The sequence below is a fragment of the Gillisella terrae genome, assembly GCF_004801395.1.
GTDB classification, from domain to species: Bacteria; Pseudomonadota; Alphaproteobacteria; order Rhizobiales; family Rhizobiaceae; genus Allorhizobium; species Allorhizobium terrae.
The window spans coordinates 68,794-94,480 of the sequence record NZ_SSOA01000007.1 but is presented as its reverse complement, the minus strand read 5'-3'; the positions used below and the strand labels follow the sequence as shown (position 1 = coordinate 94,480).

21 protein-coding genes and 1 tRNA gene are annotated in these 25,687 nt (G+C 55.3%); 10 read left to right on the top strand and 12 right to left on the bottom strand.

What is annotated here, in order from left to right; genetic code table 11:
• The first annotated feature begins 17 nt into the window (after window positions 1-17).
• From E6C51_RS13855 to E6C51_RS13840, 4 genes are all read left to right on the top strand, one after another.
• Window positions 18-1,496 (top strand): CpaF family protein, encoded by a 1,479-nt coding sequence (locus E6C51_RS13855; RefSeq protein ID WP_190236400.1) that lies wholly within the window; start codon window positions 18-20, stop codon window positions 1,494-1,496.
• Window positions 1,497-1,507: 11 nt separating this feature from the next.
• Window positions 1,508-2,512 (top strand): type II secretion system F family protein, encoded by a 1,005-nt coding sequence (locus E6C51_RS13850; RefSeq protein ID WP_190236399.1) that lies wholly within the window; start codon window positions 1,508-1,510, stop codon window positions 2,510-2,512.
• A 9-nt stretch (window positions 2,513-2,521) separates the two neighbouring features.
• Entirely contained in the window at window positions 2,522-3,502 is a 981-nt protein-coding gene (locus E6C51_RS13845; RefSeq protein WP_146932486.1) for a type II secretion system F family protein, read from the top strand.
• Between the two features lie 135 nt (window positions 3,503-3,637).
• On the top strand, window positions 3,638-4,048 hold the full coding sequence (locus tag E6C51_RS13840; protein ID WP_190236398.1) for a hypothetical protein: 411 nt from the start codon (window positions 3,638-3,640) through the stop codon (window positions 4,046-4,048).
• A 155-nt stretch (window positions 4,049-4,203) separates the two neighbouring features.
• Here the strand turns inward: E6C51_RS13840 and E6C51_RS13835 are convergent, their stop codons facing one another.
• The 5 genes from E6C51_RS13835 to E6C51_RS13815 all read right to left on the bottom strand — a co-directional run bounded on the left by E6C51_RS13835 (window position 4,204) and on the right by E6C51_RS13815 (window position 10,101).
• The gene (locus E6C51_RS13835) at window positions 4,204-4,782 is read right to left on the bottom strand and encodes a GIY-YIG nuclease family protein (RefSeq protein WP_146932490.1); all 579 of its coding nucleotides are present in this window, start codon (window positions 4,780-4,782) and stop codon (window positions 4,204-4,206) included.
• Window positions 4,772-5,959 (bottom strand): DNA cytosine methyltransferase, encoded by a 1,188-nt coding sequence (locus E6C51_RS13830; RefSeq protein ID WP_190236397.1) that lies wholly within the window; start codon window positions 5,957-5,959, stop codon window positions 4,772-4,774. Before E6C51_RS13830 ends, E6C51_RS13835 begins: the two co-directional genes overlap by 11 nt.
• Before the next feature lie 326 nt (window positions 5,960-6,285).
• Window positions 6,286-9,537, bottom strand: a complete 3,252-nt coding sequence (locus tag E6C51_RS20230) for an autotransporter domain-containing protein (protein WP_407920810.1) — start codon at window positions 9,535-9,537, stop codon at window positions 6,286-6,288.
• Window positions 9,538-9,690: 153 nt separating this feature from the next.
• Window positions 9,691-9,981 carry a hypothetical protein gene (locus E6C51_RS13820; protein WP_190236396.1) on the bottom strand — a complete coding sequence of 97 codons (291 nt, stop codon included), beginning with the start codon at window positions 9,979-9,981 and terminating at the stop codon, window positions 9,691-9,693.
• 33 nt (window positions 9,982-10,014) lie between these two features.
• A tRNA-Leu gene (locus E6C51_RS13815) sits at window positions 10,015-10,101 on the bottom strand.
• A gap of 370 nt (window positions 10,102-10,471) precedes the next feature.
• Between E6C51_RS13815 and E6C51_RS13810 the strand changes: the two genes are divergently transcribed.
• Complete coding sequence (locus tag E6C51_RS13810) at window positions 10,472-10,975, top strand: BA14K family protein (RefSeq protein WP_146932496.1); 504 nt, start codon at window positions 10,472-10,474, stop codon at window positions 10,973-10,975.
• A 25-nt stretch (window positions 10,976-11,000) separates the two neighbouring features.
• Here the strand turns inward: E6C51_RS13810 and E6C51_RS13805 are convergent, their stop codons facing one another.
• Window positions 11,001-11,309 carry a SelT/SelW/SelH family protein gene (locus E6C51_RS13805; protein ID WP_146932498.1) on the bottom strand — a complete coding sequence of 103 codons (309 nt, stop codon included), beginning with the start codon at window positions 11,307-11,309 and terminating at the stop codon, window positions 11,001-11,003.
• Window positions 11,310-11,417: 108 nt separating this feature from the next.
• On the opposite strand from E6C51_RS13805, the gene E6C51_RS13800 reads away from it, so the two are divergent.
• Window positions 11,418-11,606 (top strand): YegP family protein, encoded by a 189-nt coding sequence (locus E6C51_RS13800; RefSeq protein ID WP_146932500.1) that lies wholly within the window; start codon window positions 11,418-11,420, stop codon window positions 11,604-11,606.
• A gap of 8 nt (window positions 11,607-11,614) precedes the next feature.
• Here the strand turns inward: E6C51_RS13800 and E6C51_RS13795 are convergent, their stop codons facing one another.
• The gene (locus E6C51_RS13795; RefSeq protein ID WP_190236395.1) at window positions 11,615-12,154 is read right to left on the bottom strand and encodes a GNAT family N-acetyltransferase; all 540 of its coding nucleotides are present in this window, start codon (window positions 12,152-12,154) and stop codon (window positions 11,615-11,617) included.
• Window positions 12,155-12,163: 9 nt separating this feature from the next.
• On the bottom strand, window positions 12,164-12,745 hold the full coding sequence (locus tag E6C51_RS13790) for a helix-turn-helix domain-containing protein (protein ID WP_190236452.1): 582 nt from the start codon (window positions 12,743-12,745) through the stop codon (window positions 12,164-12,166).
• Between the two features lie 188 nt (window positions 12,746-12,933).
• On the opposite strand from E6C51_RS13790, the gene ftsZ reads away from it, so the two are divergent.
• Window positions 12,934-13,920 (top strand): cell division protein FtsZ, encoded by a 987-nt coding sequence (gene ftsZ / locus E6C51_RS13785; protein WP_075639372.1) that lies wholly within the window; start codon window positions 12,934-12,936, stop codon window positions 13,918-13,920.
• Between the two features lie 147 nt (window positions 13,921-14,067).
• Entirely contained in the window at window positions 14,068-15,891 is a 1,824-nt protein-coding gene (lepA, locus tag E6C51_RS13780) for a translation elongation factor 4 (protein ID WP_190236394.1), read from the top strand.
• A gap of 80 nt (window positions 15,892-15,971) precedes the next feature.
• Here lepA and E6C51_RS13775 read toward each other — a convergent pair whose 3' ends face one another.
• Window positions 15,972-17,936, bottom strand: a complete 1,965-nt coding sequence (locus E6C51_RS13775; RefSeq protein ID WP_190236393.1) for a methyl-accepting chemotaxis protein — start codon at window positions 17,934-17,936, stop codon at window positions 15,972-15,974.
• 658 nt (window positions 17,937-18,594) lie between these two features.
• On the opposite strand from E6C51_RS13775, the gene E6C51_RS13770 reads away from it, so the two are divergent.
• Window positions 18,595-19,710 (top strand): GGDEF domain-containing protein, encoded by a 1,116-nt coding sequence (locus E6C51_RS13770; RefSeq protein WP_230987305.1) that lies wholly within the window; start codon window positions 18,595-18,597, stop codon window positions 19,708-19,710.
• Window positions 19,711-19,832: 122 nt separating this feature from the next.
• Here E6C51_RS13770 and E6C51_RS13765 read toward each other — a convergent pair whose 3' ends face one another.
• The 3 genes from E6C51_RS13765 to E6C51_RS13755 all read right to left on the bottom strand — a co-directional run bounded on the left by E6C51_RS13765 (window position 19,833) and on the right by E6C51_RS13755 (window position 23,272).
• Complete coding sequence (locus E6C51_RS13765; RefSeq protein WP_190236391.1) at window positions 19,833-21,119, bottom strand: UDP-N-acetylglucosamine 1-carboxyvinyltransferase; 1,287 nt, start codon at window positions 21,117-21,119, stop codon at window positions 19,833-19,835.
• A 109-nt stretch (window positions 21,120-21,228) separates the two neighbouring features.
• The gene (locus E6C51_RS13760; RefSeq protein WP_146932510.1) at window positions 21,229-21,723 is read right to left on the bottom strand and encodes an acyl-CoA thioesterase; all 495 of its coding nucleotides are present in this window, start codon (window positions 21,721-21,723) and stop codon (window positions 21,229-21,231) included.
• 124 nt (window positions 21,724-21,847) lie between these two features.
• Window positions 21,848-23,272: a phosphomannomutase gene (locus E6C51_RS13755; RefSeq protein WP_190236390.1), complete on the bottom strand. Its 1,425-nt coding sequence runs from the start codon at window positions 23,270-23,272 to the stop codon at window positions 21,848-21,850.
• A gap of 808 nt (window positions 23,273-24,080) precedes the next feature.
• Here E6C51_RS13755 and E6C51_RS13750 point away from each other — a divergent pair.
• Window positions 24,081-25,622, top strand: coding sequence for an alkaline phosphatase family protein (locus tag E6C51_RS13750; RefSeq protein ID WP_190236389.1), 1,542 nt, complete (start codon window positions 24,081-24,083; stop codon window positions 25,620-25,622).
• Window positions 25,623-25,687 lie beyond the last annotated feature (65 nt).

Below are 25,687 nucleotides of genomic sequence, written 5' to 3'. Positions count from 1 at the left end.
CAACTGGAAGACATGACATGTTCGGTAAACGTGGAAATGATGGGGTTGGAAAGGGCAACGCAGCGCAGGTGCCGCTTGCCCCCATGCCGCTTGCCCCGATACCACCATCATCCAGCCAGTCAAACCTGATCGAGCCATCTTCTGCGACCACAGCCCCCGCACCATCGCCGCCATCGGCTGCACCCGTGCGCAAACGGCAAATCCGCACCGACGACTATTACGACACCAAGAGCCAGGTCTTTGCCGCCCTGATTGATACCATCGATTTGTCGCAACTGGCCAAGCTGGATGCTGAGAGTGCGCGCGAAGAAATTCGCGACATTGTCAACGACATCATCAGCATCAAAAACTTTGCCATGTCGATCTCCGAGCAGGAAGAGCTGCTGGAGGACATTTGCAATGATGTGCTGGGCTATGGCCCGCTGGAACCCCTGCTGGCGCGCGATGATATTTCCGACATCATGGTCAATGGCGCGGGCCAGACCTTTATCGAAGTCGGTGGCAGGACCATTGATTCCGAAATCCGGTTTCGTGACAATGCCCAGCTGATGTCGATCTGCCAGCGCATTGTCAGTCAGGTGGGGCGGCGCGTCGATGAATCCAGTCCGATCTGCGATGCCCGCCTGCCTGATGGTTCGCGCGTCAACGTTATTGCACCGCCGCTCTCCATCGATGGCCCGGCACTGACCATTCGTAAGTTCAAGAAAGACAAGCTCAATCTCGATCAATTGGTCAAGTTTGGTGCGATTACGCCCGAAGGGGCGCAGATTTTGCAGATCATTGGCCGGGTCCGGTGCAATGTGGTGATTTCCGGCGGAACAGGCTCGGGCAAAACCACGCTTTTGAACTGCCTGACCCGCTATATTGATGCGGATGAGCGCATCATCACCTGCGAAGACACCGCCGAATTGCAGCTTCAGCAGCCGCATGTGGTGCGGCTGGAAACCCGCCCGCCCAATATTGAAGGCGAAGGCGAGATCACCATGCGCGATCTGGTGAAAAACTGCCTGCGTATGCGGCCAGAGAGGATTATTGTCGGCGAAGTGCGTGGCCCGGAAGTGTTTGACCTGTTGCAGGCCATGAACACCGGCCATGATGGATCGATGGGCACCATTCACTCCAATACCCCGCGCGAATGCCTCAGCCGTATGGAATCTATGATTGCCATGGGTGGCTATTCGCTGCCGGCAAAAACCGTGCGGGAAATCATCTCCGGCTCCATCGACGTGATCATTCAGGCCGCCCGCCTGCGCGATGGTTCTCGCCGCATCACTCAGATTACCGAGGTGATTGGCATGGAAGGCGATGTGATCATCACCCAGGATTTGATGCGCTATGAGATTGAAGGCGAAGATCTCGCCGGAAAGATCATTGGCCGCCATGTCTCAACCGGCATTGGCAAACCGCATTTTTGGGAGCGTGCTCGCTATTTTAATGAAGACCGACGGCTGGCGGCGGCCCTGGACGCCATGGAACAGAAATCCGGCGCGCTATAAGGACCAGACAGATGACCCTCAATGTGCTTGCGATTGTTGTTCTGGCGGCCATTGCGGCGGGCTCGCTGGCCTATGTGCTGATGTTTTCACGGGTCGAGGCCGATAAAAAGGCGGCATCGCGGCTGGCGCGGGTAAAAAACGCCGAGTCTGACACCACCAAGGCGCGCAGTGCGCGTGACCGGGTGCAGGAGCTGTCAAAACGGCGAAAATCCGTACAGGACACATTGAAAGAACTTGAGCGTAAGCAGGCGGAAAACACCAAAAAGATTGCCAATCAACCCCTGAAACAACGCTTGCCGCAAACCGGCTTTGGCTTGACCCTCACCCATTTCATCATTGCCAGCACCACACTGGGCTTGGTGTTCTTTTGCATCGGTCTCGTGCTTGGCATGACCCTGTTGCTGGCAGCCTGCGTTGGCTTCGTGGCAGGTGTCGGCCTGCCACGCTGGATTCTCAATTTCATGATCAAGCGGCGACAGGGAAAATTCCTGATCGAGTTTCCCAATGCGCTGGATGTCATGGTGCGCGCTATCAAATCCGGCCTGCCGCTGAACGACGCATTGCGCATGATTGCCACCGATGCTCAGGAGCCGGTGAAGGCGGAGTTTCGCAAAGTGGTGGATTCGCAGCAGCTCGGCATTTCCGTGCCGGAAGCTTGTGGCCGCATGTTTTCCGCCATGCCGCTTCAGGAGGTGAATTTTTTCTCGATCGTCATCACCATCCAGTCTCAGGCAGGCGGCAATCTTTCCGAGGCGCTGGCCAATCTGTCCAAAGTTCTGCGTGAGCGGCGCAAGATGCGCGCAAAGGTCAGCGCACTTTCCATGGAGGCCAAGGCGTCAGCGGTGATTATCGGCTCCCTGCCCTTTGTTGTCACGCTTTTGGTCTACCTCACCTCGCCTGACTACATCGGGATCTTGTTTACCGATCCGCGTGGCCATCTGATTTTGGGTCTTTCGGGCATATGGATGTTGATTGGCATTTTCATCATGCGCCAAATGATCAATTTCGATATTTGAGGAAAAGCCATGACCGATGATCTTGCCGCGCGTCTGACCAATCCGTCCCTGCTGATCGCGCTTTTGGTGGCGGTTGCGGTTTTTGCCACCATTTACACCATTGTCGTGCCACTGTTTGAACGCAGTGACCTGAACAAGCGGATGAAAGCCGTCTCAACCGAGCGTGACCAGATCCGAGCACGTGAGCGCGCCCGCATGAATTCTGAAACCGGTCGTGGAAGTTTGCGCAACACCGATAGCGGCTCTGCCAGCAAGATTGTTGAGCGTTTTAACCTGCGCAAGGCTCTGGTGGATGAGAACACCGTGGGACGGTTGAAAACCGCAGGGCTGCGTTCCACCAATGCGCTCAATACATTTCTTGCCGCCCGCTTCGTGCTGCCCTTTGTGTTTCTTACGCTGGCCAGCATCTGGATTTTCGCGTTGCATAATCTGCATGAACGGCCTTTTGCCGTACGCCTTCTGGCGGCAATTGTCGCGGGCTATATCGGCTTTTATCTGCCCAACATTTATGTTTCAAATCGCATTTCCAAACGCCAGCTCTCCATTCGCCGCGCCTGGCCCGATGCTCTCGATCTGATGTTGATCTGCGTCGAATCCGGCATGTCGATTGAAGCCGCCATGCGCCGCGTGGCCGATGAGATGGCCACCCAATCGCCCGATCTGGCCGAAGAAATGGTGCTGACCACAGCCGAGTTGTCATTTTTGCAAGACCGGCGCCTGGCCTATGAAAATCTCGGCAACCGCACCCAGCTGGAAACGGTCAAGTCGGTCTGTCAGGCTCTGGTGCAGGCCGAACGCTATGGCACGCCGATTGGACAGGCTTTGCGCGTGCTGGCCCAGGAAAGCCGGGATGAACGGATGAATGCCGCAGAAAAAAAGGCCGCTGCCCTGCCGCCAAAGCTGACCGTGCCGATGATTTTGTTTTTCCTGCCGGTGCTGATTGCTGTGATTTTGGGGCCGGCTGGCATGCGGGTGTCGGATCGCTTCTAATTCGATCCCACGCTGATTGTTGCGGCTTTCGGAAAAACTGTGAACGCGCCACCCTTTTGTCGGTCGCAATCTGATCTTATATAGGGGTAAGAACCCGAACCAATCGGGCCCGAACCGATCGGGAAGGAGACCGTTATGAGCAGCGCACCAGCCCCCATGATAGCAAGCCTGTTGCTGGCCGCGTCCATGCTGGCAACAAGTGCGCAGGCAGAGCCCATCAAGAAACCCAGCACCAACAAAATGCCGACCATGCAAAGCTGGACCTTGCCTGCCGAGGAATACAAAGACTTGCCTGGTGTCAAATCTCAGGCTGAAATTGATCGGCAAAATCTCCAGCCGAGCTATAAGTGCACAACGGAAACTGTATTGATGCAGGGCCGTGGCACCCGCGATTTTCATTTTCTCGGCTCCGGCATGCCGCGCACCGTTTACCATTGCACCACCGGCAATAGCGATGACGGCACCGGTGTTTCTTATACGGGCTCACAACCCCCGAATACCGGTGCATGGATACCGGGCATCAACCCGCGTGATGTAGGTGAATAAATCTCACGTTTGTCGGGAAAAAGTGCAGTCCGGTTTTTCCGGACAAACGAAGGCTCTAGAGTCTGTCAGGTTCAAATTGAACCAGACAGACTCTAGATTCCCGAGTTTCGTTTGTCTATTCGGGAAAACCGGATTCCACTTTTCCCTGACAAACTCTAATTATCTTTTTCGCCGGGCATGACTTCGGCTTTGCCCAACAATAGCGAGTGATAACGGTTAAGCCGCTCAAAATGCGCATTCATGGCCCGCGCAATCTGGGTTGAGTTTTTCACCGACAGAAAATGGCTGACAATCTGGGCGTAATGATTGGCTTGGCGTGGCAAACGCTGCTCTGGCTGTTTGCGTTCTGAAATCTCTTCATCACTCAGCACCTGCACCACCTGAGCGGGATCGGGAAGGTTTTCCAACAGGGCGGTGCGTGGCGGCAAGGCTCCATTGACCAGTTGCGAACTGGGATCAAAATGATGAAAAAGGCTGGCCTCAAGCACATTGATCTCCGCCCTGTCGGCGACAGGATAGGCCCAGACATAGGCGATTTCCCATACATCAATCTGCCGGTTGGCGATAATGTCAGACCGCGCCGAGGTCAGGTGCCGGGCCACGCGGGCGCGAATACCATCCTTGGATTGACCGACATAGAGCGGCACATTGTCGAGATCGGCCAGAATGTAAACGCCGATATCATTGATCAGCGAAGCGACCGCCCGTTTTCGAAAATTGAAATCAACGGCCAAACCGCACACCCTCTTGGCGGTTCATCGGCGCTTTGGCATCGTTTGCGGCGCGATGGTCCAAAAGTGGTTCAAACAGATATTGCGCCAGAAAGCGCACCACTGGCACGGCCACGCCATCGCCAGTGAGGTGATAAGCCTCATTATAGCGGCGTGGCAGCCGATAACTCTCATCCAGCCCCATCAGGCGGGCGGTTTCGCGCGCCGAAATCAGCCGCGAGCGCACCCGCTCATTCTCGACCACCAGAATGGTCTGGCGAGACGAGCCGCCGTTTGGCGTACGCAAACAGCCCGAAATCTCATCAAAACGCACCTCGGCGCGCACAATGCGGCCGCTGGCTTCAGGACGGGTACGCTTGTAAACACCACCCACCATCCGCCGCCCGGCGCGCTTGGCTGCCTCAACCTTGGCCAGATTGACCGGCGACATGCTGGCCAGCAATTTGGCCGTTTGCTCCGGCGTATGCCACGCGACATCAGCCGGATTTTCCTCGATAATATCGGAAAAAGCCGTGGTGCGCAGCGCAGGCGACGGCACATTCCACCAGAGCCAATCTTTCGCCACGCGCTTGCCAAGCCGCTGATGCGCATTGCGCAGACTGCGAGTATGAAAGGGCAAAGTCGGCTCCGGCGACAGGAGGGACGGGTCAATCACCACATCCTTGCGCACGCCAATCAAAAATAGCCGCGGCCGCGACTGTGGCAAGAACAATGCGGCATCCACCACCAGCGCGCCATAACGATAGCCTGCATGGGAAAACGTCTCGCAAATTGCCTTGAAATCCTCGCCCTTGTGCGAGGTCAGCGCACCGCACACATTTTCCAGAGCAATGATTTTCGGACCACGCCCATCAGCGGCAAGACCTTTCATCAAATCCCAGAACGGATAAAATGTGCCAGATCGCGCCCCGCGCAAGCCTGCACCCACGCCCGCCAAAGACAAATCCTGACAGGGAAACGAGCCCCAGGCCAGATCAACCGAGCCGGGCAAATGATCCACCGTGAGAGCACGAATGTCAGCAACACTCAGCTCACCACCTGTGCCCCAGTTGTCCTGATAGGTCAGTCCCTTTTTGCCGTCAAAATCATTCGCAAACGTACATTGCCAGTCCGGTCCAAGCCCCGCCCGCGCCATGCCGCCGCCTGCAAAAAACTCATAGAACGAAAACGGCTGTCGCATTGCATTCCTTTGAGCTGAACGTTGCGCTCATTCATGACATGAATTAGTTTCTGATTTGTTCTCATTCTAGCATGGTTTTCGAGACGCCAGCAACCGGCGCAGTGAATGGCGCGATGCGATTGTGGGAATTATTGTGCATGACCAGCGTATGCCGTCACGATTATTTGGTCCGGCAGGCTCTCGCTTATCAGTCATATAAAAGTGCGCCGCGCATCGTGTGAAATGCGCGGCGCAGCCTTGTTCGTCCAAATTCGCAGACCCCGGCCAAACTTGGCCTCGGTTTTCAACACTCAGTTCAAGCGGCGTCCACGTTTGCCTGACACACTTTAGAACCGAATTTTGAGATCAGCGCGCACGGCATTTTCGGAATTATCCTTGGCAAACTCGCCATGGTAAGACAGCCCAAAATTGACGTTTTCGCTGAGCTTCATGCCAACGCCAGCCGAGACCTTTGCAGCATCACGGGCAATGGGCGCACCCGATACCAGAAAACTTCCACCCTTTGCCAGAGACAACCGGCTTTCCGGCGTTGTGTCTCCATAGGTGTGCACCCATCCGGCTGTTGCATTCCAGGTCATTGGCGTATCATCGAGATCGAAATCTCCCGATGTGCGAAGACCAACAGTGCTGAAGGTTGCCCGCGCATCATTATCCGATGAGGAAAGCGCTGCCGCACCGCCCTTTTCGGAAAAGCCGTTTGTGGACAGAATGGCGTGGGACAGATTGGCAAACGGCGACAGCGTGAGCTGATCATTCAACTTCACAGCATAGCTTGCCTCACCAAAGAACTGGGCAAGACCGCTGTTGTAATCGCTTGTCAGCCTGTCGGAGAAATTGCCAAACGATACGGAGCGCTTCACATCGGTCTGGTTCAAGCTGTAGGCTGCGCCGGCATTCAGAGCCAGTTGGCCAATATCCACACCGCCATAGACGCCAATGTGATAGCTGTCGATATTGCTTGATCCGCTGGTGCGATCATTGTTGAGCTCGGAATGGCCCCAGCCTGTCAGAGCACCAAGACGAACGTGATCAGCGACAAAGCCATCACCACCAAAGAAGACGCCGCCACCGGACAGATCATAGGACGCGGCATTGCCATCGCTGCCAAAGTGGGTACGCGCCCCGTAGCCGGAGGTCCAGAAACCGGTGTCTCCATCATAGAGCCGGTCAAGCGCCATGGAACTGACAAAGCGGGAATTGCTGAGAAGGGCCGATTGAACACTGGCATGGTCTTCGCCGGAAACCTGATCAAAGGCTTTGCGCGCATTGTCGGCGTTCATGAACAGAACAGTGTTGTACAGCGGCAGGCTGCTGGAGCCTGCGGACTGATCAAGCTTGTCCAGCGCGGAGGCCGCTGCCAGCTGATTTGGCGTTTGTGCCGCCGTGGTAAAGGCCCGGCCACCCCAGCTGGAAAGCCGCAACGTGACATCGGTTGGGGAATAGAAGAGCTTCGAATTGATGAAGGCTGAATCGATCTGCAAATTGCTGAACTGCCCGGTGACACTGCCTGCCGTCAGGAAGGAATAGGACTGGCCTGCCGCATAGCTGACCGTTGGATCCATGGTAATGACATTCAGGTTGGCACCGTTGACGGCAGCCGTGCCGCTGACGATTGTGCGGTCAGACCGGCCATCATTGGCAATTTCCAGATCATAGGTGGAGCCCGGCGCAAGGGTCAGATTGCCATTGACGTTCAGAGTGCCAATGGAGTTGCCAGGTGAAAGGCGGCTGCCGCTTTTCAGCGTAACGCTGCCAACCGTGCCGTTACCGCCAAGATTGGCACCACTTTCCAGCTCAAGCGCACTGCCCCACGAACCGTTGACAGAAAAACGACCGCCACTGATCAGCGTTGTGCCCGTGAACTGCGAACCATTGCCGGTGTAAAGAAGTGTGCCCGTGCCGCGTTTTTCAAACACGCCAGTACCGGAAATGGTGTTGGCCAGCGTGCTGGTGACCAGCGTGTTGACCACCATCTGTCCATTGGCATCAACCTGAACAGGGCCAGTACCAAAGGCATTGCCATTGGTGCCCACCAGCATGCCGCCGCTGATGCGGGTGCCGCCAGAATAGGTGTTGAGACCCGTCAGCATCAATGTGCCGGTGCCCTGCTTGGTCAGCTTGCCGCTACCGCCAATGTCATTGCGCCAGGCATCGAAAGCATTAAAGCCATCAAGGCTTTTGTCCATATTGACGGTCACATCCTGCCAGAACGCACCGTAGCCATCGGCAGCGGCAAACAGGTTGAGACGGCCATAGCCTTCGGCATCATCCATCACCGGATAGCCCGAGGGCAGAGCAGTGGTTGCCAAAACCGCGCGGCGCTGATCGGCGCTCAGATAAGGCATGCGTGTTTCCAGCAAAACTTCAGCCCCTTTGGGCACAAAGGCTGGCTTGTCTGTGGCACCAATCGGCGCGAAGCCATAGGTGAGGCGCTGCGACACGTAGGCCGCATTGGCCTCGCGGCTGGCGAAGCGATCTGTGGAAAGATCAGCCGCATGGGCTGCCACATACAGATCGGTCGCCGTTGTCGAATTGGTTTCTTTCTTCAGCCAGGCCTGTGTCTGCTGAAAGGCCTGATTTTTCAGATCCTGCCAGTTGAAACCTGAATCGCCATTCTGGCGATTGAGATTATAGACCACAGATGCCGTACCCAACATACGCCCGCCAATCACATCCAGCGGTGAATGCATGCCGGCAAGAATGCGGTTGTCGCCCAGCATAACAGCGCGTGTTACCATTTCCTGAAAACGCTGAGGCACCAGATAGGCCATGGTCAAAGCATCGCGCCATGCTTCAGCCGTATGCCCGCTTGGAAAACCGCCATCCGTGACCGGGCTGCTGCTCTTGGCAGGAACCAACGTTGGCAAAAGGGCGACATCGCTGGACCAGCGGAACGGACGGCCATATTTGAAATAGCGCTTTGAAGGCTCTGTGGAGGCATCATAACCGACACGATTGAGCAGATCGACGGCCAGCCCCAAATCGGCATTGCTGCTGCTATCAATGCCGGTGTTGTTGCCCTGATCATCGTATTTCACGCTTGTGGCATCAGGTGCCACGCCCAGAATGGTGGTGAATTGCTTCGTGCCCTTGACCCAGGCATTTTGCAGCGGGCCAAGGCCGTCCAACACGCTGATTGCCTTGCCGCGACGGTCATCGAGATAGGCATCAACGGCCTGCTGAGCGGTGCGATTGCGTGTGGCATTGACCACATACTGAATATTATAATCATGCACTGCCCGATTAAGGATCGTGCCATCGGTGGCGCTGCCGGGAATGCCATCCCAATCGGTCTGCGACACAGCAGGAAAACCATCCCGCGCCGGTGCGGAAACACCCGCATCGACAAATGGTGTCCGAGGCTGCCAGATCTGCAAAAAGCCGCTCAGCAAACGCACAGCGGCGTTGGTGTCCTTTGTGGCGTAGCGCGCATCGCCGCGCTGGTTGGTTGCGCCGGTGTCCACAAATGCGGGGACATCCTTGTTCAAATAGGCTTCCTGCGCCATCGCAGCAGCGGGGCAAACAGCAAGAACCACGCCAAGCGCTGTGGAGAAGCGCAGCTTTTCAATTCCGGACAATGTCACGACCTCTTAATATTTCGTTTTAAGCAAACGGATGGGAAGATGCCGGGGCTGAATAGAGGCGCTGATTAACAACTGTGTGACATGCCTTAATTGTGACACATTTTTTCAAGGCACGACTTTATTGAGGCATTCCTACTGCATAATTCCTTAAATCGGAATCGATTTAAGGTGAAAATTATGCAGCAGATTAAAAGTGTTACAGCGTCCTTCGTGCGCCAGATATGGCGCACGGCGCTGTAATATTTTCAGCGCCGCACCAAAACTCACACCGAAGGATTGCAAGCGCGAAAAATAGGGCTGATACCTCTGGCGGAGAGGGATGGCATCCTGCGCCAGATAGGACGCACAAAGGACAGGACAGCGTTTGCTCAAAAGCGGAAAAATGAACAAAAAAAAGCCCGGCGAACCGGGCTTATTTTTGGTAGTCATTTTTGGCATTCTTAAATCAAGCCATTGACTTGATTAAGGAATTGGTGCCCAGAAGAGGACTCGAACCTCCACACCCTTGCGAGTACCAGCACCTGAAGCTGGCGCGTCTACCAATTCCGCCATCTGGGCGTTGACGAGGGATTTAGTCGGCTGGACGGCGTAAGTCAACACGGTTTTTGAACTTTTCATGTCAGGCTGTGTATTTTTTTTGTGGCGGCAAAAATGAACCTTGCAGATCACGATTCAACATTTGGACAGGCCTTTGAATTTGATCGAGAAATAATTGATTTCATTGATACAAAGAAAAATACTGACAAGCCGAAACACGAGTACTAATATATCATCTGCATCGACCATGGCACCCAATCACCGGAAGACAAAAGGCTGTAGCAGGTGGCGCTGAGGCAGAATCACGCGCAATGCTATTGCAAAACGTCATGCCAGACGGCGACGTCATAACCATGATCCGAATCTCACGGATTCTTCGAGGAGGCACTGAATGTCTTTTTTCCGCAAGGCCTTGGCCGGTATTGCGATGATGGTTGCTGGCGGCTTGCCGCAGACAGCGTCATCCGCCATGCCTTTTGCGGTGGCACCTTTCGACAATAGCACATCTCTTGTTCACGACATTCGTTACGTCTGCGACAACTATGGCTGCTATGATCGGCCCGATTTTGGCCGCCCACCACCGCCACCGCCGCCAAATTATTATCCTCCCGGCCCACCACCGAGCTATGGCAGGCCTCCGCCGCCACCGCCGGGTTATTATCGCCCCGGCCCGCCGCCCGGACCTCCACCGGGTTATGGCAGACCACCACCACCGCCGCCAGGCTATTACCGCCCCGGCCCACCGCCCGGCTATGGCAGGCCACCACCGCCACGCAATGGCTGGGATGCGCATGTGCGTTGGTGCCTGAACAACCACCGAGCCTACGACCCGGACAGCAACCGCTATCTGGATCGTGATGGACGCTATCGGATTTGCCGCTCACCTTTTCGGTGAACTCTAATCGACATAAGGGCGAGGCCTATGCTTCGCCCTTATGTGTATCGACAGAAACACGATCAACATGGCCGAGATCACGCTCGGGATCGATCATGTCCCGCACCCGCTGTTTCAATTCCTTTGGTCCGGGAAAACCACCATCGCGCTTACGCTCCCAAATCAGCGCGCCATTGACCCGCACTTCAAAATTGCCACCCGTGCCGGGAATAAGCCCGACCTCGCCAAGATCATCACCAAAGGTTTGCAGCAATTCCTGCGCCATCCAGCCTGCCCGCAAAAGCCAATTGCATTGGGTGCAGTAGAGAATGGTGATTTTTGGTTTTTCGGTCATGGCGCAACTCCATTTCGGGATATTCAAAACCCATAATAAAGAACAATTGAATTCCCAACTATCGGCGTGTAACCTCGTCTTTACACGCACAAGAGTGGGGAGGAAATCATGTATAAGTTCGAAGTCTACAAGGACAAGGCTGGCGAATTCCGATTTCGCTTCAAGGCCTCGAATGGCGAAACAATGTTCGGCTCCGAAGGCTATAAAGCCAAAGCCTCGGCCTTGAGCGCCATAGCTTCTATTCAAAAGAACGCGCCGGATGCAAAGGTTGAGGACCTGACCTCCGCGAGCTCATAAAGCCCGCTCTACGGGTTGGCGGTAGAGGTATTTTCAATCCGCTTGTAGAAAATCGAGGTGTCGCAAAAGCGACCATCGGGAAACAGGGCATAGTCCGGCACAACACCGGCCTTGCTCCAGCCAAGCTTTTGATAAATGACCTCTGCCGCTTCGCCCGTGGCGGTATCCAGTACCAACAGGCTTTTGCGAGCCAACACTGCCTGCTTTTCAAGCTCGGTCATCAACAGGCGCGAGAGGCCAAGGCCGCGCGCGCTGCGATGGACCAGCAGTTTTTTCACATCGGCGCGATGGGGTTGGTTGGGCGGCTGGTTTAGCGACAGTTGCACCGTCCCGACAATTTTGCCCTCCTGTTCTGCGGCCAACAGCACGACATCACCGGCCTCGACGGCATCTGCAACGCCGTGCCAGAAGGCGCGCGCCGTGTCCGTCTCGATTGGCTGCATGAAGCCAACCGATGCTCCACCCTCGACGCAATCACAAAGAATATCGCAAAGGGCCGGTATTGCTTCTCTTGCCTGATGGGCATTCAGCGCGCGCATGATCGTCATGAAAACCTCTTAAAAAGCTGAATGGCCAAGATGAATGATAACCCCATAGCGGGCTATATTTGACGTTGGATTGCGAAAGGCGTGGACATCGCCAATGTTCATGTGCAGGCAATCGCCCGCATCCAGCACATGCACCACATCGCCAACAGTCAGCTCCATGCGGCCTTCAAACAGCCAGACATGCTGCCACTGATTGCGGCTGGCGGGTTGGGATGCGAAATGCACGGATGCACCGGGCGGAAATTCCACCTCAACCACATCAATCGAAGAGCCTGTGCCAGGAGGAGACACCGAGCGGCGCAGGTAGCCGGTTTCCGGGTCTTTCCAGACGGGTTGCTGTGCGAAGCGGGCAAGCGGTGCGTTCTCTTCGGCGGGCGCAAAAAACACCGACAGGGATTGGCCCAATGCTGAGCAAAGCCGTGCCAGCAGGGCCGCCGTTGGGCTGGCTTGCGCGCGCTCAATGCGTGAAATCATGGCACGGCTGACGCCCGATTGCTCGGCCAATTGATCCAGCGTGAGGCCCCGCGCCATGCGCAATGCCTTGAGACGGTCTGCTATGCTATTGTCAAAATTATCGCTGTCATTTTCCATTATCATAGAAAACTATGATCATTTAATAGAGTCAAGCGCATTTCTGGTCATCCTCGCTCAAGGAAAATGATGTTTCATCAACAAGCCTCTTGCATGTCGCCCAACTCCCGGCCTTTTTCCCGTGGCAAGAGAGTGTGTGATTCGTGCGCGGTGGCAATTTGCCGACGCCCAGACCCAAGGAGACAAACGTGATCGAAATCAGAAAACCGCAAATAGAAGAAATGCGGCCGAAGATTACCGTGATCGGTGTTGGCGGCGGCGGTGGCAATGCCGTCAACAACATGATCACCGAGGGCTTGCAGGGGGTGGACTTTATTGCCGCCAACACTGATGCCCAAGCGCTCGCCATGTCCAAAGCCCCTCGCCTCATTCAGCTTGGCGCTGAAATGACCCAAGGCCTGGGTGCGGGCTCTATTCCCGAAACCGGCCGTATGGCTGCTGAAGAAACCCTGCATGAGGTGATGGATCATCTCGCAGGCACCCATATGTGCTTTGTCACCGCTGGCATGGGCGGTGGCACCGGCACCGGGGCCGCCCCTGTGATTGCGCGTGCTGCCCGCGATGCAGGCATTCTCACCGTTGGCGTGGTCACCAAGCCGTTCAGCTTTGAAGGCCGCCGCCGCATGATGGCCGCTGAAGAAGGCATTGAGCGCCTGCGTGAAGCCACCGACACCGTGATCGTCATTCCGAACCAGAACCTGTTTCGCATTGCCGATGCCAAGACCACCTTTGCCGATGCCTTTGTGATTGCCGACCGGGTTCTGTTCTCGGGCGTGTCCTGCATCACCGACCTGATCGTCAAGGAAGGTCTGATCAACCTCGACTTCGCCGACGTGAAATCGGTCATGAAGGGCATGGGCCGCGCGATGATGGGCACGGGCGAAGCAACCGGCGATGGCCGCGCCATCAAGGCCGCCGAAGCCGCCATTGCCAATCCGTTGCTGGATGAAGTTTCCATGCGCGGTGCCAAGGGCGTACTGATTTCCATCTCCGGCGGCATGGACATGACGCTGTTTGAAGTCGACGAAGCCGCAACCCGCATCCGCGACGAAGTCTATGATGAAGCCGATATTGTGGTCGGCGCGATCTTTGACAAGGAGCTGGATGGCACGTTCCGGGTATCGGTTGTGGCAACCGGCCTTGGCGACGACGGATATCCGCAGCCACAGGGCTAAAACCCCGCCTGTGCGGTCAAAAATATCAGCCAAAAGCCTCGCATTTCCAGTTTGAGACGTGCGGGGCGCAAATACTTTTCTCTTTTCGCATTTTCAGGCGGAAAACCGCTTCACAGTTTTCCTTGAAATGCTCTATATGCGAACCTTATGAGCACAGATAACCGCACCCCTCTCGACCATATCCGCAACTTTTCGATCGTGGCCCATATTGACCACGGCAAATCGACGCTGGCAGACCGCCTGATTCAATCCACAGGAGGATTGGCGGAGCGCGATATGTCGGAGCAGGTGCTCGACAGCATGGACATCGAGCGCGAACGCGGCATTACCATCAAGGCCCAGACCGTGCGCTTGCACTATAAGGCCAATGATGGCGAAACCTATGTGCTCAACCTGATCGACACCCCCGGCCACGTTGACTTTGCCTACGAAGTCTCGCGCTCGCTCTCGGCCTGCGAAGGCTCGCTGCTGGTGGTGGATGCATCCCAGGGCGTGGAAGCGCAAACGCTGGCCAACGTCTATCAGGCCATCGACAACAACCATGAGATCGTTACGGTTCTCAACAAGATCGACCTGCCTGCGGCCGAACCTGATCGCATCAAGGAACAGATCGAAGAGGTTATTGGCATTGATGCATCCGAAGCGGTGCTGATTTCGGCCAAGACCGGTCTTGGCATTCCCGATGTGCTGGAAGCCATTGTCAAGCAATTGCCAGCCCCCAAAAGCGAACTGGGTGACAAAGGCCCGCTGAAAGCCCTCTTGGTGGATAGCTGGTACGACACCTACCTTGGCGTTATGGTTCTGGTGCGCGTCATTGACGGCGTCTTGAGCAAGGGCCAGACCATTCGCATGATGGGCACGGATGCCAAATATCAGGTCGAGCGCGTTGGCGTTCTCACGCCAAAAATGCTGACCGTGGACAGCCTTGGACCGGGCGAAATTGGCTTTTTCACCGGCTCGATCAAGGAAGTGGCCGACACCCGCGTTGGTGATACCATTACCGAAGACAAGCGCCCCACTGCCACCATGCTGCCCGGCTTCAAGCCCGCCCAGCCGGTGGTGTTCTGCGGTCTCTTCCCGGTTGATGCGGCGGATTTTGAAGATCTGCGCTCGGCCATGGGCAAGCTGCGCCTCAATGATGCATCGTTCTCGTTTGAAATGGAAAGCTCGGCAGCGCTGGGCTTTGGTTTCCGCTGCGGCTTCCTCGGCCTTCTGCATCTGGAAATCATTCAGGAGCGGCTGGAGCGCGAGTTTGACCTTGATCTGATCGCCACCGCCCCGTCTGTTGTCTACAAGATGTTCATGACCGATGGCTCTGAACGCGAGCTGCACAATCCGGCCGACATGCCCGATCCGGTGCGCATTTCCGAAATACACGAGCCATGGATCAAGGCAACGATTCTGACGCCGGATGATTATCTGGGTGGCATTTTGAAACTGTGTCAGGACCGCCGCGGCATTCAGACCGAGCTGACTTACGTTGGCAAGCGCGCCATGCTGACCTATGAGCTGCCGCTCAACGAAGTGGTGTTCGATTTCTACGACCGTTTGAAATCGATCTCCAAGGGCTATGCCTCGTTTGACTATCATCTGGATGGCCATCGCGAGGGCAATCTGGTGAAGATGTCGATCCTCGTCAACGGCGAGCCGGTGGATGCGCTCTCGATGATGGTGCACCGCATGGCCGCCGAAAAGCGTGGCCGCGACATGTGCGAAAAGCTCAAGGATCTGATCCCCAAGCACATGTTCAAAATCCCGATTCAGGCCGCGATTGGCAGCAATGTCATTGCCCGCGAAACCATCTCGGCGCTGCGCAAGGACGTAACCGCCAAGTGCTACGGCGGCGACGCCAGCCGTAAACGCAAGCTGCTGGACAAGCAGAAGGCGGGTAAGAAGCGCATGCGCCAGTTCGGCAAGGTCGAGATTCCGCAGGAAGCCTTTATTGCCGCCCTGAAGATGAGCGACGAATAAGCGCAAAGTCGAAAGAAAAGAAGACACATGCAAAAGGGGCGGTTCATCACCGCCCCTTTTTTGGTCAATAACCGATTTGGTCAGAACTCCTGCCAATTGTCGGCGGATGCAGCCGTGGCTCCGCCACCAAGACCGACGGCACCTGCCACCTTGGCAATCATCCGCCGGGCCGCTGATGGCACGGGTTTGTGATCTGAGCGTGCAGCTTCCGGTTTGCCCGTCACAGGCCGGTGTCCCGATGAAACGGCAGCCGCCGTACCAAGGCGGAACTCGGAGATAATGTCGCGCAAACGGTTCACTTCAGAGGCCAGGCTGGCGCTGGCCGCGGTTGATTCTTCCACCATCGCCGCATTTTGCTGGGTGACCTGATCCATCTGGTTCACGGCTGTGTTCACTTCCGCCAAACCAACCGACTGCTCTTTGGCCGATGTGGCAATTGCATCAAGCTGGTTGTTGATGACAACCACCTGTTCCTCAATATGCTTCAGAGCATCACCGGTTTCCTGCACGAGCTTCACCCCGGCGCTGACCTCTTCGCCAGAATTGCGGATGAGATCCTTGATCTCTTTTGCGGCTTGCGCCGACCGCTGGGCGAGCTCACGCACCTCTTGCGCGACAACGGCAAAGCCCTTGCCTGCCTCGCCGGCGCGGGCCGCTTCAACGCCTGCATTCAAGGCCAGCAGGTTGGTCTGGAAGGCAATCTCGTCAATCACGCCAATGATGTTGGAAATCTGGTTGGATGACTGCTCGATGCGCTGCATCGCCGTCACGGCATTGGAAACGACCTCGCCCGAGCGCCGTGCCGATTTGTTGGCCTCTATGGCAATGTGGCGCGCCTCTTCCGTACGCTTCGACGAATTGGACACATTGGTGGTGATTTGGTCCAGGGCCGCCGCTGTTTCTTCCAAAGACGCAGCCTGCTGTTCGGTGCGCTTTGACAGATCCTCGGCGCTCCGGCTGATCTCGCGAGCACCGCCATCAATTGAGCCCGTGGCATCGGCAACGGCGCGCAGGCTCTCGGCAAGCTGGCTCACAGTGGCGTTGAAATCAGCCCGCAGGGCCTCAAAATCAGACGCAAACGGCTGGCTCAGCCGGAAGGTGAGATCACCTTTCGAGAGATGCTTCAGCCCTTCGGCGAGACCCGATGTTGCCTGCGCCATTTCTTCTGCCCGTTGGCGGTCAGCCTGTGCGACACGCTCGCGCTCGGCTTCGCTCAAACTGCGTGTTTTCTCAGCTTCCTGCTCCAATTGGCGGGCGCGCAATCCGTTGTCTTTGAAAACTTGCACGGCCTGAGCCATATTGCCCACTTCATCGCGGCGATCAGCACCCTCAACAGCAACAGAGAGATTGCCATTGGCCAGCACTTTCATGGTCTCGGCCATGGACTGAATGGGTTTCACAAGCCAGGCACGGATGGCAACAAAACCGAACAACAAAACCGCAAACAGACCGATGACAACGGCACTCAACGTGGTCCATACAGTGTTGTTTGAGATTGCTGTCAACGTATCGCTCTCTTTCGAGGCCGAATCGACAATGTCAGTCGTCACAGCGGTAAACTTTGGTGAAAGGACCGCGAAAGCTGGCTGACACTGCTGCAAAAACAGCTGTTGCGATGCGCTGATCTCTTGCTCGTTTGTGGATGCGCGGCCAGCCGCTATAGCGGGGCTACACGTATTCGACAGGATTTTAAGACCCTCCGCTTTTATATCGGCCAAATCCTTGCGCCCTGGAAGGGCTGCCATCACTTTGTCCATGTAGAGGGCGAAATTGTCGATCATACTCTTCAATTCTTTTTCCGCGCGGTCGTTCAACTCTTGTGAACGTGACATCATCAAATCACCAATAGCCGCACGGGCACCCTGAAGACTGCGGTTTGAACGCGCCAGATACAAGGCCGCTGTTGATTCTTGATCCAGCAGTGCACTGTAGCCGCTATCAATATTGGCGATCTGCTTGGCGGAATAGAGCGACATTCCAAGGGAAAAAATCCCGAAGCAGGCCATAATGATGAGAAATTTTCCAATGATAGATATGTGCTTCACGTAACGCTCCTGCGCAAAGATGACGTTTCTTCGAGGCCTGTCCCGCGCAGATCATTGTCGGGCAACCTGATAGATGTGAGCGACATGTGCAACCCATCACTTTTCCACTTTTGCGGGAATCGCAAATCAAGAATGAGGTGATGCGTTGGCCGCCCCCAACGTGAGGTGGCATGATGCCGCCTTTCAACGCTAGATTAGATATTCATAATGTTCTTTTATTTAAAAGTATTTAATAAAACCGCAACTTCATTCAATATTACAGGAAATTTGGTCTTCCTGAGCGATCCTTCATGCAAATAATCATGAAACAATGAAAAACCACCAAAACAATGATGATGACATCAGTGGAATTTGATTTTGGAGCGGCAATATCCAGCATTTCAGGAAATTTAATAAAAAAACAACTTACCATTGCGGTTTTCACAAAAAACAAACCATCCGAGATTCTGTGATTCTTTTTAAAGCGACACAATTAGAATCGAATTTTTGTAGACCAGCGCTGATTTTAAATAGAATATGCTCGAAAGAGCATGTATGTTTTATAAATTGATCAAGCTTTATCGGATTATGATATATTCCATAGTAAAATGGGCGCTTTATAATGCAGAATATCACAGTCGAGGATGTTGATCGGCAAGTCCGCCGAGGATTTCTGCTGATGCGATTTTCTCCAAAGATTGAGAGCGCGTATCTGGTCGATTATGCTGCAAACCGCATGAAGCTGGTGCTGGGCTGGGCTGTTGTCGGCACAATCGTTTACAACCTCATGCTGTTTGGCGATGCAGCCTTGGCGGGCGATGTTTTTAAACAATTGCTCTTCGTCCGCGTCTGCGTTTTTACGCCGTTGGTCGTTGTCGGACTTTATTTTCTTCACCGCCACCCGACGGCGTTGAGTTACGATCTGCTGGCCATTGGTGTGGCGGTTTTTTCGACACTTTTGCCCATGACCACGGTGATTTTCAGCCGCAGCCATGATCTCTATGCTTACCAGAATGCCAATACCGCAGCCTTTCTGTTTTTTATCATCGTGCTGCGCCCACGCTTTTTCATTGGCGTTATCGGGCTGATACTTCTGTCAGCCATTCACCTCATCACGATGAAACTGACCGGCGCGTTTGATTCTGGCGTTTATCTCAGCATTGCCTCTCTCGTCCTCAGCACAGCCGTTTTCCTTGGGGCTGGCGCCTATTATCTCGAGCATACCGACCGGATGAACTTTCTCCACCGGCTGAAAAGTTCACTTCTGCACCAGCAACTGATCCTCAAATCCGAGCAGGATGGCCTGACCGGCCTGCTCAATCGCCATAGCCTGTCGCGCATCAGTGACGACCTATGGTCCAGTGACACGCCATCCACCATCTGTGCCATCCTGCTGGATATCGACCACTTCAAGGCATTCAATGATATTCATGGTCATATCCACGGCGATGAATGCCTGCGCAAGGTCAGCCAGTCGATTGCCAAGATGATCGGCAATGATGGTCATGTGTTTCGCTTTGGCGGGGAAGAAATTCTGGTGCTGATCGATGATGCCGATGAGGCGGCAGGGCTGGAAATTGCAGAAATCATCCGCGCCGCCATTGAGGCGCTGTGCATTCCCCACAGCGGCCTTGGTCAGGGCAAGGTGGTTACGGCAAGTCTTGGTGTCGCCACCGTCACTTTGCCCGGCAACACATTCGAAGATCTGCTGAAAAAAGCAGATACAGCGCTTTATAACGCCAAGAGAAGTGGCCGCAATCGCGCTTTCAAAGCCGACGACCTCGTTACTGCATAATTCCTTAAATCGCTTTCGATTTAAGGAATTATGCAGTTAATTTAGGCTATTATAGCGCCAGGGAGCGGGTCGAAAACCGCGCCCCTGCCTCACTCATCTGACGCATTTTGCAGGCGTGCGCTTTACTCCCAGTGGACTTTGGCACCAAGGGCCGTGAGCTTTTCCACAAAATGCGGATAGGCGCGGCGCAGCGGATCGGCGTTCTGAATACGGGTCACACCCTTGACCTGCACCGCCGCCACTAACAACGCCACAACCACGCGAATGATATAGGGTGCTTCGACCACCGCCGGACGCAGCTGGTTGTTGCCAAACACCACAAGCCGGTGCGGATCGGACAAATGAACGCGCGCGCCAAATTTCAACAATTCACCCGTCCAGCCCAAGGCACCTTCATAGACCTTGTTCCAGAACATAATGTCGCCTTCACAGCCGACCGCCACACCGATGGCTTGCGGCAAAAGATCGGCTGGAAAATAGGGCCAAGGGGCTGCCTCGATCTTGGGAAGCAACTCGGTGGTGAAAGGCTCGGTAATCTTGCGCGTCCAGCCGGTCACCGTGATGGCCTCCTCCTCCACCTCAAACTCCAGACCAAGCTTGCTGAACTGGCGCAAGATCAGCTCCATATGCTCGCCAATGCCTGATTCCACCCGTAAGCGTCCGCCCGTGACACCACCAATGGCCAAAAAGGTCGCAACCTCATGGTGATCATCAGGCACGCGGGCCGTTGTGCCGCACAGGCGCTCAACCCCCGTTACCGTCAGGCGCGATGTGCCGATCCCATCAATCTTTGCGCCCATGGCCACCAGCATCTCGCACAGCGCCTGCACATGCGGCTCGGACGCCGCATTGTTGAGCACAGACACGCCCTTTGCCACGCTGGCCATCATGATGAAGGTTTCTGTCGCGGTCACAGAGGCGTAATCCGCCCAGATTTTTGCAGCCGTCACTGGCCCCACCGCTTCCATATGGCACGGATGGCGCGCCGTCATGCGGCAGCCGAAACGCTGCAAGATGTCCAGATGCGGATCGATTTCGCGCACACCCAAAGCACAGCCCTTGGCTTCGGTGTCAAAATGCAGATTGCCACTGCGCACCATGGCCGGTGCCAGCAACAGCACGGCGGCGCGAATGCCAAACGGCAGCTCGGCCTCATTGGTGGCAAAGGCTTGAAAATCGTGCTGAATGGTCAGCGTTTGCGCATCACGATCCCGAGAAAAACGCGACCCCTTGCTCTCGAAATAGGCCAGCAGCTTATCGATATCGCTGATGTCGGGCACGTTCTGCAACGTCACCTCATCTTCGCTCAGCAATGTCGCGCACAGCATCGGCAGCACGGCATTCTTGTTGCCGGAAGGCCGCACCGTACCACTGACGGGATAACCGCCTTCAACCACAAGATTTGCCATGCCCACTCTCCACTGCTTGCGTCACGCCTTTGCCGTCACTGTTCAGCCCATCAAAGAGACAAAACAGTGGCGCGATTTTATATCTTTGTGTTTTCGCACCGATTGCTTGCTATTCCTGACTCGCGGACTTCACCTCTTCGAAGCGCGCCTGGAATTCGTGGCGCAATTCGCGTCGATGAATCGCCGCTTTTTCTCTGCGCTTCTTTGCATCAGTGTGGAGGCTGAGCGCCGGTACAGCGGTTGGTTTGCCATTGGCATCGACCGCCACCATGGTGAAATAACAGGAATTGGTGTGGCGGCGCTCGCCGGTGCGAATTTCTTCCGCCTCCACCCGAATGCCCACTTCCATCGAGGTACGGCCTGCGTAATTGATGGATGCGCGAAAGGTGACCAATTCGCCCACATGGATGGGCTGGCGAAACACCACCTGATCCACCGAGAGCGTCACGGCATATTGCTGGGAAAACCGCGAGGCGCAGGAATAGGCCACGCGATCCAGAAGGTTCAACAGCGCGCCGCCATGCACCTTGCCAGAAAAATTCGCCATGTCTGGCGTCATCAGCACAACCATTTCAAGCTCACTGGGGTCGTGGGCGCGGTCCATGGGTTATCCTCTCAAAACTGCGAGATCATTGTATCCGGCAAAAAGGCATACTGCATAAACCCGGCAATCGAAATCGATTTCAGGACTTATGCAGCAGATATGAAAGAGCAGAAAGATCGGGCTCTCACGCTTGCCAGTTTGATAAGACTGACAGCCCTTGGTGCATCAAGCTTTCCGCAGCTGTCTGATCCGCTGCCTCGACATAGCAACGCATTTCGGGTGCATTGCCCGAGGGGCGAAAGTGAATGACCCGGTTATCGCCCAAGGTGACCCGAAGGCCATCAATATCGCTTTTGGCTTTGAGCGTGCCAATGGAGCCAAGAAACGCGCTGAGGTTATTGTCTGAGGCGCGAAGATGCGCCATCAGCGCGCTGCTGCGATCTTGGGCAAAATTTTCGATACGGTCTGACAGGGCCACCGGCAGCGCGTAGCGTGTGACCACCGCAGACAAAGGTGTTTTGGTGCTGGCAGCCGCAAAAAGTGCGGCCAGAATGGGCAGCATGCAATCGCGTGTCGGCAGGGCTGCAAGCACTGTGCCATTGATTGAAAAATCCGAGGCCAGCATGACCCCGCCGTTGGCTTCAAAGCCCATGACATTGCTTTTGCCCGCCTGCAAAGCGTCATCCATGGCCGCAATCACATAGGGTGAGCCCACCCGTGTGCGGGTCACATCGGCACCGCTGATCGCCTCTATCCCGGAATTGGATGTCACCGGCGTTGCAATGACCTCTGCCTTCAAAAACTGGGCCGTGATCAACCCCAGCAGATCACCGCGCAGGGGTGCACCATGCTCATCGGCCACCAAGGGCCGGTCGGCATCACCATCGGTCGAGACGATCGCGTCAAGGCCGAACTCCCTGGCCCAGGCGCTCATTTTTTCACAGGTCTCAGGGGAAACCGCCTCGGTGTCCACGGGAACGAAGATCTCGGAGCGTCCCAGCGCCAAAACCTCAGCACCATAGCCTTCCAGCATGGTCACCAGCATATCGCGACCCACGCTGCTGTGCTGATAGACTCCGATTTTCAAACCCGCCAAGGCATGATCTGGCAGCAAGCGGGTGTAGCGCTCGATAAACAGGCTTGCGGCGCGCGCGCTGTCGTCTTCTGCCGTGCCATGCTCAACGCGGTTGGCGGAGGCATCATTGCTCAGAGCGGCAGCAAGCTCGGTAATGGCAATCTCGTCCGCCTTGTCGATTTCACCATCGGGGCGATAGAATTTAATGCCATTGCGATCGGCTGGAATATGCGAGCCGGTGATCATCAAAGAGGCCGCACCGATGCTCATGCCATAGAGCGCAAGGGCCGGTGTGGGCAAGGCACCGCAATCCACCGGGGTAAGGCCAGCACGCCCAAGAGCTGCCATACAATTGGCGGCAATCTCAGGGCTGGAGGGGCGAAAATCCTGCCCGATCAGCACCCGCGCACCAGGGCGTAGATACCCTTTGGTCAACAGCATCTGCGCAAAAGCTGTGGCATGCATCGCCGATACACTGCCAACAAGCTCAGTTGACAAACCACGCAGGCCACTCGTTCCGAATTTTGCAGCCATAAAGGCGATCTCCCCGCTATAGAGCACCATGCCGAAAATCGGCTCCCACTGATACGCAATGCGGGCGGTATATCGCTCAGGAAAGCCAGCGTCAAAAGATCTACTGCGTAATTCCTTACATCGGAATCGATTTAAGGTGAAAATTATGCCGCAGATTTAAAGTGTTACAGCGTCTCTTGTGCGCCATATAGGGTGAGAGGCGCTGTATCGCGCAGGCGATCAAGCTTAAATCCGGGGTATCATTGCACCCGAGCATTGGATTTTTAAGGAAGGAGCTAAAATAGAAAAGAGCTCGACGCGGGAGGAGGATGCGTCGAGCTCTTGAACTTGATCGGCAATTGGGAGGAGGAGGAGTATTGCCGATCCCCTCAAAGCGACACTGGGAGGAGGAGTGCGTCGCTTCGATGATTTGAATATAGCGCATTTTTTTCGTTTGAATATTCCTGATGCCGCAATGCAGCAATGCATGAAATGCATAGCTCAAATTCCTCACCACGAATGAGCATCGGGTTTACCCCCTAAAAGCCGAGGATCAACGGCTGAAATTGCAAAATTCCACGCGAAATTGGCGAGAATTTCAGCAAACTCGCTCTGTTTTCATGCATATCGACAATAAAACACCCAAAAACAGTAAATGGCAGATCGGCTCGACTTTCTGTAGGTTTGCCATAGAAAACAGCAATGCCGACTGCATAATTCCTTAAATCGGAGTGGATTTAAGGAGAAAATTATGCGGCAGATTAAATGTGTTACAGCGTCCTTTGTGCGCCATATATGGTGAGAGGCGCTGTAATGGGAGTGAGGACTGATGAAGAATAACCGCGCGCCCAATATATTGCTGATCACCGCAGATCAGTGGCGCGGAGATTGCCTCTCTGCTGTAGGACATGAGGTGGTTCGCACCCCTCATATCGATGCTTTGGCCAAAGACGGCACCTTGTTTCGCAAGCATTTTGCCAATGCAGCTCCCTGTTCGCCAGCGCGGGCCTCGATCTATACCGGGCTTTACCAGATGAACCATCGTGTTTGCCGCAATGGCTCGCCCTTGGATGCGCGGTTTGACACGATTGCCCTGGCTGCGCGCCGCGCAGGCTATGATCCAACCTTGTTTGGCTACACCGACGTGTCGCCGGATCCGCGATCATTGGATCCTGCCGATCCGCATCTGAGCAGCTATGAAGGTGTGTTGCCGGGCTTTAGCGTGGGGCAATTGCTGCTGGAAGATGACCGGCAATGGCTGAGTTGGCTGAAAGCCCGCCGGGGCAGCGACAGACCCACCCGCGACATTCACCGGCCCGCAGCAGACCCATCGATAACAACACCCAGCCGTGAACCGCCGGGCTACAGCGCAGAAGAAACCCAGACCGCCTTTTTGACCGAAGCCTTTCTAAACTGGCTTGAAGAGCAAAGCCGTCCATGGTTTGCGCACATCTCCTTTTTGCGACCGCACCCGCCCTTTTGCGTGCCAGAGCCCTATAACCGGATGTTTGATCCGGGGAATATCGCAAAACTGATGCGCCAGGCGACGGTGGAAGAGGAAATAGCCGTGCATCCGCTGGCGGCGCTGTTTTTGCGCCAGCTTTCGCAATCATCCTTCGTCTATGGCGCGCAAGGCCGCGTCTGCGATTGGCGTTTGGAAGACTTTAATGCCATACGTGCCGTTTATTACGGCATGATCGCCGAAGTGGATGCCCAGTTTGGCCGTATCACCGATGCGCTGAAACAAAGTGGTGACTGGGACAACACCGTGATTGTGTTTACCTCCGACCACGCCGAGATGATGGGCGATCACTGGATGATGGGCAAAGGTGGCGCTTATGATGGCAGCTATCATATTCCCTTGGTGATCAGAGATCCCGCCCACACAAACACAAGAGGGCGTGTGGTGGAAAATTTCACCTCCTCTGCCGATCTCATGCCAACGCTTTTGGAGCGGATGAAGATTACGCCGAAGAACCATCAGGACGGCGCATCGCTGCTGCCATTTGTGGCGGGCGAACAGCCAAAAGACTGGCGCGATCACACCTTTTGGGAGTTTGATTTTCGCGATGTGGTCGCCAACGAACCGGAAGAGGCCTTGGGCCTGAAATCCAACCAGTGCAATCTGGCGGTGGTGCGCGATCATCAGTTCAAATATGTGCATTTTGCCGGTTTGCCGCCGCTGTTGTTTGATCTGAAGGCCGATCCCGGCGAAATGATCAATCTGGCCGATGACCCCGCCTATCTTGCCACCCGGCTGCACTATGCCGAAAAGCTTCTGGCGCTCAGGGCAGAGCATCTCGACCAGACGCTGGCCTATACGGAGCTTCGCGAGGATGGCCCCGTCAGCAAGCCACGACTGTCGGTTTAGAAAGCAGGTATCTCTTTGCGACCATTTCCAGTATAGCGGGCCTCACGATATTGATGTTTGGAGAC